General features: G+C 69.2%; 13 protein-coding genes. 5 read left to right on the top strand and 8 right to left on the bottom strand.

The window, feature by feature from the left end:
• Nucleotides 1-10: 10 nt before the first annotated feature.
• The 3 genes from WI697_RS23100 to WI697_RS23090 form a co-directional block, all read right to left on the bottom strand.
• Entirely contained in the window at nucleotides 11-1,042 is a 1,032-nt protein-coding gene (locus tag WI697_RS23100; RefSeq protein WP_062764602.1) for an ABC transporter ATP-binding protein, read from the bottom strand.
• Nucleotides 1,043-1,046: 4 nt separating this feature from the next.
• A complete protein-coding gene (locus WI697_RS23095) occupies nucleotides 1,047-1,829 on the bottom strand; it encodes an ABC transporter permease (RefSeq protein WP_345960060.1) in 783 nt (260 codons plus the stop codon).
• A gap of 171 nt (nucleotides 1,830-2,000) precedes the next feature.
• Nucleotides 2,001-2,645 carry an SLOG cluster 4 domain-containing protein gene (locus WI697_RS23090; protein ID WP_345960059.1) on the bottom strand — a complete coding sequence of 215 codons (645 nt, stop codon included), beginning with the start codon at nucleotides 2,643-2,645 and terminating at the stop codon, nucleotides 2,001-2,003.
• A gap of 120 nt (nucleotides 2,646-2,765) precedes the next feature.
• Here WI697_RS23090 and WI697_RS23085 point away from each other — a divergent pair, with 120 nt between their 5' ends.
• On the top strand, nucleotides 2,766-3,575 hold the full coding sequence (locus WI697_RS23085) for a DeoR/GlpR family DNA-binding transcription regulator (RefSeq protein WP_062764611.1): 810 nt from the start codon (nucleotides 2,766-2,768) through the stop codon (nucleotides 3,573-3,575).
• 67 nt (nucleotides 3,576-3,642) lie between these two features.
• Here WI697_RS23085 and WI697_RS23080 read toward each other — a convergent pair whose 3' ends face one another.
• Nucleotides 3,643-4,458, bottom strand: a complete 816-nt coding sequence (locus WI697_RS23080; RefSeq protein ID WP_345960058.1) for a thioesterase family protein — start codon at nucleotides 4,456-4,458, stop codon at nucleotides 3,643-3,645.
• A gap of 316 nt (nucleotides 4,459-4,774) precedes the next feature.
• On the opposite strand from WI697_RS23080, the gene WI697_RS23075 reads away from it, so the two are divergent.
• On the top strand, nucleotides 4,775-5,413 hold the full coding sequence (locus tag WI697_RS23075) for a TetR/AcrR family transcriptional regulator (RefSeq protein WP_385999944.1): 639 nt from the start codon (nucleotides 4,775-4,777) through the stop codon (nucleotides 5,411-5,413).
• A gap of 92 nt (nucleotides 5,414-5,505) precedes the next feature.
• Entirely contained in the window at nucleotides 5,506-6,999 is a 1,494-nt protein-coding gene (locus WI697_RS23070) for a class I adenylate-forming enzyme family protein (RefSeq protein ID WP_345960056.1), read from the top strand.
• A gap of 373 nt (nucleotides 7,000-7,372) precedes the next feature.
• On the opposite strand, the gene WI697_RS23065 is transcribed toward WI697_RS23070, so the two are convergent.
• From WI697_RS23065 to queE, 4 genes are read right to left on the bottom strand one after another with little or no spacing between them, the layout of a single operon-like run.
• Nucleotides 7,373-7,873, bottom strand: a complete 501-nt coding sequence (locus WI697_RS23065; RefSeq protein ID WP_345960055.1) for a TrmH family RNA methyltransferase — start codon at nucleotides 7,871-7,873, stop codon at nucleotides 7,373-7,375.
• Nucleotides 7,874-7,904: 31 nt separating this feature from the next.
• Entirely contained in the window at nucleotides 7,905-8,708 is an 804-nt protein-coding gene (queC, locus tag WI697_RS23060) for a 7-cyano-7-deazaguanine synthase QueC (protein ID WP_345960054.1), read from the bottom strand.
• Nucleotides 8,705-9,091, bottom strand: a complete 387-nt coding sequence (locus WI697_RS23055) for a 6-pyruvoyl trahydropterin synthase family protein (protein ID WP_296716662.1) — start codon at nucleotides 9,089-9,091, stop codon at nucleotides 8,705-8,707. Before WI697_RS23055 ends, queC begins: the two co-directional genes overlap by 4 nt.
• Nucleotides 9,091-9,723: a 7-carboxy-7-deazaguanine synthase gene (gene queE, locus WI697_RS23050; RefSeq protein ID WP_345960053.1), complete on the bottom strand. Its 633-nt coding sequence runs from the start codon at nucleotides 9,721-9,723 to the stop codon at nucleotides 9,091-9,093. Before queE ends, WI697_RS23055 begins: the two co-directional genes overlap by 1 nt.
• 363 nt (nucleotides 9,724-10,086) lie before the next feature.
• On the opposite strand from queE, the gene WI697_RS23045 reads away from it, so the two are divergent.
• Both WI697_RS23045 and WI697_RS23040 read left to right on the top strand, forming a co-directional pair.
• Nucleotides 10,087-11,139, top strand: coding sequence for a methionine ABC transporter ATP-binding protein (locus tag WI697_RS23045; RefSeq protein ID WP_385999960.1), 1,053 nt, complete (start codon nucleotides 10,087-10,089; stop codon nucleotides 11,137-11,139).
• A complete protein-coding gene (locus WI697_RS23040; RefSeq protein WP_062764631.1) occupies nucleotides 11,123-11,806 on the top strand; it encodes a methionine ABC transporter permease in 684 nt (227 codons plus the stop codon). Before WI697_RS23045 ends, WI697_RS23040 begins: the two co-directional genes overlap by 17 nt.
• The last annotated feature ends 30 nt before the right edge of the window (nucleotides 11,807-11,836 follow it).

Here is an 11,836-nt window from a genome sequence, read left to right as displayed (position 1 = left end):
ACGGTGACGGTCAGAGACCGGCCGGCAGCAGCCGGACGGCCTCGGGCGCGATGGCGACCGCATCGATCGCATCGCGACGGCGGGTCTCGACCTTCACCAGCCCGCCCGGAACCTCGAGGTCCAGGCGGCGGAGATTGCCGAGAAAACGATCGGCCGCGATCCGGCCGGCGAAGCGGTTGGCGGCATCTGCGGCGGGTTCGGCGGAGACCTCTTCCGGGCGGACCATCACGGTGACGGCGTCGCCCGGGGCGAAACCGCCCGTGGCGGTGCGGATCGGCCCGATCGCGGTCTCGACCAGCCCGTCGGCCGCCACCCGGCCCGGCCAGAGATTGGCGTGGCCGACAAAGCCCGCCACGGTCGCATCCACCGGCCGCTCGTACAGCCCGCGGGGCGTGTCGACCTGAAGCAGGCGGCCGTCTTTCAGCACGGCGACGCGGTCGGCCATCGACAGCGCCTCTTCCTGATCATGGGTCACGAACAGGGTGGCGATGCCGGCCGCGCGCTGAACGCGCAGGATCTCGTCACGCATGCCGGCCCGAAGCCCGGCATCCAGCGCCGAGAGCGGTTCGTCGAGCAGCAGCGCCCGCGGCCCGAAGACCAGGGCCCGGGCCAGGGCCACGCGCTGCTGCTGGCCGCCCGACAGCGAGGCCGGCTGGCGGTTCGCGAAACCGCCGAGCCCCACCTTCTCCAGCGCCTCGGCGGCGCGGGCCATGCGGGCGGTGCGGCCCACCCCGCGCAGCTTCAGCGGATAGGCGACGTTCTCGGCCGCGGTCATGTGCGGGAACAGCGCATAGGCCTGGAACACCACGCCCAGCGCCCGGTCCTTGACCGGCACCCGGGCGACATCGCGGCCGTCGATCAGGATCCGGCCCCGATCGGGCACCACGAAGCCCGAAAGCAGGCGCAGCAGAGTGGTCTTGCCCGAGCCCGACGGCCCGATCACCGCCAGCAGCTCGCCATCGCCGATCTCCAGATCGATGTCCGACACGCCGGCACCGCCCGAGGGATAGCGGAAGGAAACCGCATCGAAATGCACGCTCATGGGATCAGCCTCCCGCCCGGGCGCGCCGGCCGCCGGCGGCGGCAAGTGCGGAAGCACCGGCGGCCAGCGTCGCCAGCGCCAGCAGCACGACGGTCGCGGCACAGGCAAAGCCGGTGGCGCCGTAGAAGGCCTGGAGCAGCACGATCGGATAGGTCCGGTCCAGGAAGCCGGCGACCAGGTTGGAGAGCTGGAATTCGCCGATCGAGAGCGCGGCGACCATCACCAGCCCCGAGGTCAGGCTGTGGCGCAGCGACGGCAGCACGATGTCGACGAAACGCCGGCGGAAACCGGCGCCGAGCGTTGCCGCCGCCGCCTCGATCCGGGCGAGGCCCAGCGTCTGCATATCGGCGAGAAGCGTGTTCATGAGATAGGGCAGGGTCAGGACCACATGGGCAGCCACCAGCAGCTCGAACGTGCCGAGCCATGGCAGGGTCGACGAGGAAAACACCAGGATGAAGCCGAAGCCCAGCACCAGTTCCGGCACCGCCACCGGCATCAGCGAGGCGATGCGCGCCGCAGTGCGCACGCCGCGGCTGGCGGCGGAATGGATGGCATAGGCGGCGGGCACGGCGATCAGTGCATCGATCATGGCCGTGGCCGCCAGCACCTTCAGGCTGGTGAAGAAGGCGCGGCGGAAGCTGGCATCGGCGAGCAGTTCTTCATACCAGCGGGTGGTGAAACCCGAAGGCAGCAGCGTGCCGGTCCAGCTGTCGCCGAACGAGCCCAGCACCAGCAGCGCGATCGGCGCCGCCAGGTAGAGCAGGTAGCATGCGGTGACGAGCGCCATTGAAACCGTCCGGTGCCGGGAAACCCCGCCACGCCCGGGTCAACGGACATGAGACCGGCGGGGCGAGACCGGCGCATTATCGTTTTCTTCCATTCCAGCCGCCAATGATCGTTTGATTACAGATCTGGCGACGGAACGACGACGGGAGGAGCGATGCCCGGGCAGGGCCGGTCAGAGCGGCCCGTCGAGGGCGAGCATGCGCCGGGCGACCCGGGCGCGGATGTCGGCCACATCGCGGCAGATGACGGCGCCGTCCACCACCGGCGCGTCGGCGATGGTCAGCACCAGCTTGTCGAAATGCAGGCCATAGGCGATTTCCGACAGCGTGCCGTAGCCGCCACCGACCGCGATCAGCACCGGGCAGGCGCGGGCGATCAACGCATTGCGCACCGGGCCGATGCCGGTGGCGAGCGGCACGGTGACATGGGGGTTGGCCATCCGCCAGTCTTCATCCGGCACGTAACCCAGCACCAGACCACCATTTTCCGCGGCACCGCGGCTGGCCGCGGCCATCACGCCGCCCTTGCCGCCGGTGAGCAGAACCAGGCCCAGAGAGGCGATCGCCGCACCGACGGCGGCGGCGGTGGCTTCCTGGTCGCCCACCGGTTCGCGCGGGCCGATCACCGCGACCGGCAGGCGGCGGATGCGGTTGGCGGCAGCCAGTTCGGCGAGCGCCGCCTCGGCCGTGATCGCACGGGCCCCTGCCGGCAGGGCATCGACCGGCTGCCAGATCAGGGACCAGGGGTCGAACACGCGGCACTGCGCATCATCATTGCGCCACAGCCTGCCTTCTGCCACGAAGAGCGACGGTTCCATGAAGATCTCCGGTCGGAACGGAACCGGGCTCGCGGCCCGGCGGGGGTCTGTGTAAATTATCTTCCAATTCTGTCGCCGTCCAGTGCGGCGACGCCATCGGTGACGAAGGATGCACGGCAGGTGCCGACCGGAGAGAACGTGATCCTGGACAGTGGCGAGGCGGTGAGCCAGCGCCAGTACGACATTCTGCGCATCGTCCGCGAGCAGGGCTTCGCGACCATCGATGCGCTGGCGCGGCAGTTCGACGTCTCGGCCCAGACCATACGGCGCGAGATCATCCGGCTGGATGCGCTGAAACTGCTGCAACGCTTTCATGGCGGCGCGGGTGTGGTGGAGCCGGCGATCCGCCCCGCCTATGCCGAAAAGCGCCTGAGCCAGACCGACGCCAAGGATGCGATCGGCCGGCGCGCGGCCGAGCTGGTGCCCGACGGCGCCGCGGTTTTCCTGGATGTCGGCACGACGGTGGAAGCGGTGGCGCGCGCGCTGGCGCCACGCGGCGGGCTGACCATCGTGACCAACAGCCTGCCCGCGGCGATGCTGCTGGCGGCGGGCAGGCCGGAAAACTGCCCCCGGTCCGAAATCTTCGTCACCGGCGGCAGCATCCATGGCCCCGACGGATCGCTGATCGGCGACACCACCCAGGCGGGGCTTGCGCGCTTCCGCTGCGATGTCGCGATCATCGGCTTCTCAGGGATAGACGAAACCGGCGCGCTGATGGATTTCGACCTGCACAAGGTGGCCGCCAAACAGGCGATGATCCGCGCCGCCCGCATGGTGGTGGCGGTGGGGGCGGCGTCCAAATTCACCCGCAGCGCCCCGGTGCGGATTGCGGATCTGCCCGAGATCGACCGGCTGGTCACCGACCGCGCCCCGCCGCGGCATCTGAGCGAGGCGGCGGAACAGGCCGGAACCCGGATCGTCCTGGCCTGACGGCGGGTCGTGCTGGCCTGACGGCGGATCGGGCGCCACCTGACAGCGAGTCGGGCGGCAGCGGTCGTCAGGCGGCCGCCGCGGCCCGCTGGCGAACCACCAGCCCCTGCATGGCGATGCCGATCTCGCCCAGCTCATCGACCAGGCGCGAGGTGGTCAGCCCCACACCGTGGGGCTGCATGACGGTGGTCGCATCCACCCCCACCCATTCCCCGACCGGCGCCCGGTGGAGATGGACGGTCAGATCGGTGTTGACGAAGGTGAACCGGTCGGGCGGCAGCACCCAGCTGATGCCGTTGCCGAAATCGGCAGCCGCCATCACCCGCATGGCCGGCGAGTTCGGAACACCGTCGACCAGCGGCACGGCAAGCCGGAACCAGACCGCGGCCGGTCCGGGGCGGGTCACCGAGCCTGCCGCCACCCGCGATTCCATCGCTGTATAGTGGAAGGAACGGGCGTCCGGCATCCCGGGGATCCGCACCGGCTCGGTACAATCTGCCGGCGGCGGCAACCGGGGACCGCAAACCGCTGGCGCCCCCAGTTCTATGGCCTCCTCGCGCATCAGCACGGCCACACCGCGCGCGACCTCGCAATCCCCGGCTTTCAACGTCACTTCGGCGCGACGCACCGACCGGCCGCGCCGGCCGCGGATCGCCAGACGCAGGGGGGCCACCGGCACCGGGCGCAGCAATTCCAGCGTCATGCGGCTGAGCAGCCACCCCGGCCCTCCCAGAGCTTTTTCGGCGGCATGAACCAGCAGGGCGGCCGGGGCCCCGCCATGCTGGGCCGTCTCGCTCCACGGGCCACGGGCGAGGACGGTGGGCTGCACCTCGCCTTCCCCACGCCACAGGAAGACACTCTCCCCATCGACTGTTTCGAGCATGTCGGCGATGTCCATGACTTTGGCGACGGCATGTCATGTGCCGACTCGCGACCTTCGCGAGTCTGGCGGACAACGGGAGACGCCCCTGGCCCTGAGATCGCGTCCGGCGAGACTGTCGGCGATCATCCATCGGGACCTCGGGCACGCCTCCCGCCCGACACACCATCCGTACATACCGGATTCGACTTGATTGCATACGAACGCGATCGTTTCGTCAACTCGTATGCATTTCTTCTTTTTGTTATAATTTCAGCAACCATAAAGCACGGCCTCCGGCGCTTGCAATAAGAAATGAAAGGTGGTTCAATTTTTGAGCATGGCATACCGACGCACAAAAATGATGGAGGAGCGGCTTGCCCGCACCCGGGAGGAGATCGTGACCGCAGCACTGGCGCTGGTCGCATCGGGCGGCTATGCGGCCGCCAGCATGCCGGCCATCGCCGCCAGGGCCGAGGTCTCCACCGGCCTGCTCTACCGGTATTTTCCCTCCAAGGCCGACCTGTTCGAAGAGGTGTTTCGCCGGGCGAGCCAGCGCGAGATAGACGCCTGCGCCCGGCGTGCGGCGGGGCCGGGAACCGCTCGGGAGCGCCTGGCCGGCGTGGTCGAGACCTTTGCCCGGCGGGCCCTGAAGGGGCCACGCCTCGCCTGGGCCCTGCTCGCCGAGCCGGTGGACCCGGCGATCGAGGCGGAGCGGCTGCGCTATCGCCAGCCCTATCGCGATATATTTGCACAACTTGTGCGTGAAGGGATCGCCACCGGTGAGATCGCACCACAGGACGCGGACATCGTGGCTGCCGCGATCGTGGGAGCAATCGCCGAGGCCATGGCCAGCCCCCTGACCCAGCCCCCGGAAGCATCGGCCACAGACCCGGAAAGAGACGCCCGGCTGGGCGCGGCGATCGCACGCTTTTGCGTTCAGGCACTGGGCCCCCGTCCGCGTAGCGGTGCCGGTTGAGCCCGTGCAGCCGCATCGCTTGAGAACATTGTCCCGACAAGCACGGTCCCAAATCACGGCCCGAATGGCCGCCCCCTGGAGGAAACAGAAGAATGTGGACGCTGGACGATGTGCTGCGGAGTGCCGCCCGCAAATTCGCCGGCCGCGAGGCGCTGGTCGGCGGCGGCCGGCGGCTGAGTTTCGCCGATCTGGATGCCGCGGCCGACGATGCCGCCGCCCGGTTGCAGGCGGCAGGCGTCACCAGGGGGGATGCGGTCGCGATCCATGGCCGCAACACGGTGGAATGGGTGACGGCCTTCTTCGGCGCGGTGCGGGCCGGGGCGGTCACCGTGCCGGTCAACCACAAGCTGGCGGCACCAGAGACCGCCTATATCCTGCAGCATTCGGGCGCGACGCTCTGGCTGGTGGATCGCGATCTGGCCGGCGACGGCTCGGCGGCGGGGGCTGCCCGCATGCTGATGCTCGATGACGGCGAGGGCGGGCTGTTTGCCGGCCCGGCGCCGGCGACGGCACCGGTGCCCGTCGCCCTCGACGCCGATGAACCGGTTGAGATCCTGTACACCTCGGGCACCACCGGCCGGCCCAAGGGCTGCCTGCATTCGCATGCGAATGTGCTGCTGGCAGGCACGGGATCCAGCCTGGTTTACGGGCTGGGGCCCACCGACCGGGTTCTGCTGGCCATGCCGGTCTGGCACAGCTTCCCGCTCAACAACATGCTGGTCAATGCGGTCTATGTCGGCGCCACGGTGGTGCTGCTGCCCGAATACCATCCGCTGCATTTCGTCCAGACCATGCAGGATGAGCGCTGCACCCTGTTCTTCGGCGCCCCGATCGCCTTCCTGATGCCGCCGCGCATGCTGCCGCATTTCGACAGCTTCGATCTCTCCCATGTCCGGGCCTGGATCTATGGCGGCGGGCCGATCGATGCGGTCACCGCCCGGATGCTGGCGGAGCGCTACCGGTCGGACCGGTTCTACCAGGTTTTCGGCATGACCGAGACCGGCCCGACCGGCACGGCGCTCTACCCGGAGGAACAGGTCGCCAAGGCCGGCTCGATCGGCCGCTACGCCGTGGCAGGTGCCGATCTCAAGGTCATGCGCGACGAGACCACCGAGGCCGCCCCCGGCGAGACCGGCGAGATCTGGATGCGCTGCCAGTCGATGATGCTGGGCTATCACGACGATCCCGAAGCGACCGCCGCCGCCTTCCATGACGGCTGGTACCGCTCGGGCGATCTGGCCCGGATCGACGCGGACGGCTATCTGTTCATCGTCGACCGGCTGAAGGACATGATCGTGACCGGCGGCGAGAACGTCTATTCCAAAGAGGTGGAAGATGTGCTGGCGGCCCACCCGGCCGTCGCCGAAGCGGCGGTGATCGGCACCCCCCACGAGGAATGGGGCGAGACGGTCACCGCCTTCATCGTGCCCAAGGCCGATGCCAGCCTCGACGAGGCGGCGATAACCGCCCACTGCACCGCCGCCCTCGCCCGCTACAAGATCCCGCGGATCATCCGCCTGGTCGACAGCCTGCCGCGGACGCCGACGGGCAAGCTGCAGAAGTTTCTGTTGCGGCAGGGGGTGTGAGAGAGGGGCGCGCGGCGATCATGGCGTCGTAGCGCGCCAGCAATTCCTCAAGAACCTCCTCGATATCGTACAACCGGCCGAGGCGCTCATCCTCCAGCCCCTCTTCGATGGCAGTTGCCAATCTGGCGCGGCAGTCGTTCACCGCTGCCCTGTGCCGTTCCGCTTCCGACATGGCGACACCCCCGGATGAATGAACGTCTGACGTTAGGCTGAAAACATATCAAGAACATCAGTGGGATGGAAAGAGGGGAGCGAGGGCGCTCGCCGCCTCGCATGCCTCGAAGGCACAGAACCGGATCTTGCCGACACTTCGCGCGATCGGTCAGGCCTGCATGCCCGCCACAGCCGACGCCCCCCTCCTCGGGGCCGACCGTCAGCCGTTCCGCCCGTGGCGCCCCGGCACCGCGCTCGACGCCACCGGGCGGGGGGCCGAGCGGCCGTGGATCAGCATCCGGTCGTACATCACCAGCGCGCCGGCCATGGCCGGGTTGAGGGCGAGCCGGCCCGGCAGGCGGATCACGGCCGAGGCGCGGCTGCGCGCGGCCGCCGAAAGCCCGTCCGCTTCCGGCGCGATCAGATAGACCGCCTGATCGGGATGGGGGATGTAGGGCATGGTGTCGAGCGCGTCGTCGATCTCGAACCCGATCAGCAGCGCGCCTTCGGGCATCGGCAGGGCGTCGATCGAGGGAAAGCGGAAAAAGGGCAGATGGCGGGCCGAGGCCGAGGTATCGGCCTGGGCGGCCCGCCGGCCCAGACGGTCGTCCGAGAGGGCGAAGGCATAGGAGGCACCGAAGGCATAGGCGGCGCGGAACAGCGTGCCGGCATTCATCGGCCGCGTCACCGCCTCCAGCCCGATCGCGAAGAAGCCCCGCATCTCCATCTCCGTCACCCTTCCCGTCATTCTGTCATTCGTGGCCCGGCGTCCGGTCGCCCGACCTGCCCCCGTCCGAAGCGAAGCCGTCCGAAGCGGGGCCATCCGAAGCGGGGCCATCCGACGTCAGGGCCTCCCGATAGCGCGCATGGCCATCGGCGCGCAAGCGGCAAGCCGGGCAGCTGCCGCAGCCATGGCCCCAGTCATGCAGATCGCCCCGCATGCCCAGATAGCAGGTATGGCTTTCGGCGACGATCAGATCGACCAGCGCCGTGCCGCCCAGCCGCTGGGCCAGGGCCCAGGTTTCCGCCTTGTCCAGCCACATCAGCGGCGTGTGCAGGACGAATTGTTTCGCCATGCCCAGGTTCAGCGCCACCTGCAGCGCCTTGATCGTATCGTCGCGGCAGTCGGGATAGCCCGAATAATCGGTCTCGCACATGCCGCCCACGACATGATCGAGCCCGCGGCGGAAACCGAGGGCGGCCGCGAAGGTGAGGAAGACCAGGTTCCGGCCGGGCACGAAAGTATCGGGCAGGCCGTCATCGCGCAGGCCGATCGCCACCTCGCGGGTCAGGCTGGTCTCGGACATCGCGCCCAGCACGCCCAGATCCAGGGTGTGATCGGGGCCGAGCCGGGCCGCCCAGCGCGGATCGAGTGCGGCCATCCGCTCGCGCAGGGTGCTGCGGCAATCGAGTTCGACCCGGTGACGCTGGCCATAGTCGAAGCCCAGCGTCTCCACCCGCTCGAACCGGTCCAGCGCCCAGGCGAGGCATGTGGCGCTGTCCTGCCCGCCCGAGAACAGGACCAGCGCGCCGGCATTCCGCGGGGACCCGGTCATGCCGCCACCCCGCTGCCCGCATCCGGGCCGAAACAGGTGCAGATGTCGCCCGTGCTGTCGCGGTGGACGATCACCCGGGCAAGACCGGGCAGCTGGCCGGCCAGCCGGCGCCAGATCCAGGCGGCCAGGTTCTCCATGGTCGCCGGTCCCAGATCCGGCACCTCGTCGAGCAGGCGATGGTCCAGCCCGTCGCGGGCACCGGCCAGGGCGCGTTCGAACAGGCCCAGATCCAGCACCATGCCGGTCACGGGGTCGGGGCGGCCGCGGATGACCACCTCGGCGCGGTAGGAATGGCCGTGAATGCGGCGGCTGGGCTCGGCATCGATCACGCGATGCAGGGTATGCGCCGCCTCGAAGCGGAACTGCTTGGAAAGCTCGAACATCAGGGGATTCCGATGAGCTTGTGGGTCTGGAGGCTGAGGCGCCAGCGCGGATGGGCCAGGCACCAGGCGACCGCGGCTTCGGTGTTCACCGCCCGGTCCGGCCCGTCCATGGGCTGCACCCACATCACCCCGAAATCGAGCGCTTCCAGCGCCGCGGGGTCGAGCCCGTCCTGCGGATGAACCAGCTTCAGCTCGTGGCCGCGGCGCTGGACCAGTTCGGTCCCCGCCTTGGGGCTGACGCAGATCCAGTCGATGCCCTCGGGGGCCGCGATGGTGCCGTTGGTCTCCACCGCGATCTCGAAACCCCGTGCCTTGACCGCACGGATCAGCGCCTCGTCCAGCTGCAGCAGCGGCTCGCCGCCGGTGAAGACGACATAGCGGCGCATCCGGCCGCCGCCCCAGCAGCCCTCGATGGCCGCCGCCAGATCCTGTGCGTCGCGGAAGCGTCCGCCCCCGTCGCCGTCGGTTCCCACGAAATCGGTGTCGCAGAACCGGCAGAGGGCCCCTGCCCTGTCCCGCTCCCGCCCCGACCACAGATTGCACCCCGCGAAGCGGCAGAACACGGCGGTCCGACCCGCCTGTGCGCCTTCGCCCTGCAGGGTCAGGAACAGCTCCTTGACCGTGTAGCTCATCTTGTCCTCGTTGCTGCGGGCGTCAGCGATGCGACCGGCAAGGGTCGCGCGCCGGTGACTCCGGCTGCCCATGGGCGGAGTTGAAGCACATCCGGCCCCCGCGGTCCACCATGCGGCATTCACATGCCGCTCATGCGCATTCTTTCCTTTCAACATCGACGAGCGCTGATTATCCTCCGGCCAATGGCGCCGATTTGAGGCTTCAGCTTGCGGGGCGCCCATACAAATGCCGCTAAAGAGAGGCGGATCGACCCGCCGGCAGCCGCTCCGCCCGCGGGTTTTCCGTATCCTGTCGCGGGCATTGCGGCCGCCTGCCGTCGATCCGCGCAACGGATGACGGAAGGACATGCGCGCATGACCGCCATGGTCACGCTGGAAGCTGTCGCGAAGACCTATGCCGCCCGCGGCACCGCGACCGCCGTTTCAGCCCTGGACGGGATCGATCTTCGGGTCGAGCCCGGAGAAATCTTCGGCATCATCGGGCGCAGCGGTGCCGGCAAGAGCACGCTGGTGCGCTGCATCAACCTGCTGGAGCGGCCGAGCACGGGCCGGGTGACGGTCGACGGCACCGATATGACCGCGCTCGACGATGCCGGGCTGATCAAGGCCCGGCGGCGGATCGGCATGGTCTTCCAGCATTTCAACCTGCTCTCGTCGCGCACCGTGTTCGACAATGTGGCGCTGCCGCTGGAACTGGCCGGGGTCGGCCGGGCCGAGCGGCGCCGCAAGGTGGAGCCGCTGCTGGAGCTGGTGGGTCTGGCCGACAAGGCCGGGCGCTACCCGTCGGAACTGTCGGGTGGCCAGAAGCAGCGGGTCGGCATCGCCCGCGCCCTGTCGAACGAGCCCCGGCTGCTGCTCTGCGACGAGATCACCTCGGCGCTCGACCCCGAGACCACCCAGCAGATCCTGACCCTGATCGCCGATCTGAAGCGGCGGCTGGGGCTGACGGTGGTGGCGATCACCCATGAAATGGGCGTGATCCGCGAAATCTGCGACCGCGTGGCGGTGATGGAAGCCGGCCGGGTGATCGAACAGGGCCCGGTCTACGACGTGTTCACCGCGCCCGAACACCCGACCACCCGCAGCTTCGTGTCGAGCGAAGTGGACCTTGCCATCCCCTCGGGGCTGAAGCGCCGCTTCGAAGAGGGCGCGGCCAGGGATGGCGACCGCAATGCGGTGGTGCGGATCGTGTTCAAGGGAGCGGCCGCTTTCGAGCCGGCGATCGCCCGGCTCGCGACCGAACGGGGGGTGGCGGTCAACATCCTCCATGGCCGCATCGAATACATCCAGGGCAAGCCCTTCGGCCTGATGCTGGTCGAGGTGCCGGGCGGCGAGACCGCCGGCGCCTCGGTGGTGGATTTCATCAACGGCCTCGGCCTCGACGCACGGATTACGGCTCATGTTCCAGTGGCTTGATCAGCTCTTCCCGCCCCAGCTCATCGACCTGCTGCTGCGCGCGACCGGCGAGACCGCCTATATGGTGGCGGTCGCGACCCTGATCGGCACCGCGATCGGCCTGCCGATCGGCGTGTCGGTGGCGGTCACCGGCCGGGGCGAACTTTACGGCGCGCCGGCCTGGAACCGGATCGCGGGCGCGGTGGTCAACGCCACCCGCTCCATCCCGTTCATCATTCTGGCGGTCGCCATCATCCCCTTCACCCGGCTGGTCGCCGGCACCTCGATCGGCACCTCGGCCGCGATCGTGCCGCTGACGGTGGCCGCCATCCCCTTCATCGCCCGGCTGGTCGAGGGTGCGATCCGCGAGGTCGACCGCGGCCTGATCGAGGCGGCGCAGGCGATGGGGGCAAAGCCGATCCAGATCGTGCTGAAGGTGCTGCTGCCCGAAGCCATGCCCGGCATCGTGCACGGGCTGACGCTGGCGGTGGTGTCGCTGATCGGCTATTCGGCCATGGTCGGCGCGGTCGGCGGCGGCGGCCTGGGCGATCTGGGCATCCGCTACGGCTATCAGCGCTTCATGCCCGAGATGATGATCGCGGTGGTGGTGCTGCTCATCGTGCTGGTCCAGCTGGTCCAGTCGGCGGGCGACCGGATCGCGCGGGCGGTGAACAAGCGGCATCGGTGAAGGGCACGCCCGGCCTGGTCAGGCGGCAGC

Source organism: Tistrella mobilis (genome assembly GCF_039634785.1).
GTDB classification, from domain to species: Bacteria; Pseudomonadota; Alphaproteobacteria; order Tistrellales; family Tistrellaceae; genus Tistrella; species Tistrella mobilis.
Note: the sequence above shows the minus strand (reverse complement) of the source record. Positions and strands in the feature narration are given on the sequence as shown.

Coding starts and splice junctions, on each gene's coding strand:
- WI697_RS23045 (WP_385999960.1), top strand. CDS start 10,087: ATGGTCACGCTGGAAGCTGTCGCGAAGACCTATGCCGCCCGCGGCACC.
- WI697_RS23040 (WP_062764631.1), top strand. CDS start 11,123: ATGTTCCAGTGGCTTGATCAGCTCTTCCCGCCCCAGCTCATCGACCTG.
- queC (WP_345960054.1), bottom strand. CDS start 8,708: ATGACCGGGTCCCCGCGGAATGCCGGCGCGCTGGTCCTGTTCTCGGGC.
- WI697_RS23095 (WP_345960060.1), bottom strand. CDS start 1,829: ATGGCGCTCGTCACCGCATGCTACCTGCTCTACCTGGCGGCGCCGATC.
- queE (WP_345960053.1), bottom strand. CDS start 9,723: ATGAGCTACACGGTCAAGGAGCTGTTCCTGACCCTGCAGGGCGAAGGC.
- WI697_RS23080 (WP_345960058.1), bottom strand. CDS start 4,458: ATGCTCGAAACAGTCGATGGGGAGAGTGTCTTCCTGTGGCGTGGGGAA.
- WI697_RS23055 (WP_296716662.1), bottom strand. CDS start 9,091: ATGTTCGAGCTTTCCAAGCAGTTCCGCTTCGAGGCGGCGCATACCCTG.
- WI697_RS23070 (WP_345960056.1), top strand. CDS start 5,506: ATGTGGACGCTGGACGATGTGCTGCGGAGTGCCGCCCGCAAATTCGCC.
- WI697_RS23065 (WP_345960055.1), bottom strand. CDS start 7,873: ATGCGGGGCTTCTTCGCGATCGGGCTGGAGGCGGTGACGCGGCCGATG.
- WI697_RS23100 (WP_062764602.1), bottom strand. CDS start 1,042: ATGAGCGTGCATTTCGATGCGGTTTCCTTCCGCTATCCCTCGGGCGGT.
- WI697_RS23075 (WP_385999944.1), top strand. CDS start 4,775: ATGGCATACCGACGCACAAAAATGATGGAGGAGCGGCTTGCCCGCACC.
- WI697_RS23090 (WP_345960059.1), bottom strand. CDS start 2,645: ATGGAACCGTCGCTCTTCGTGGCAGAAGGCAGGCTGTGGCGCAATGAT.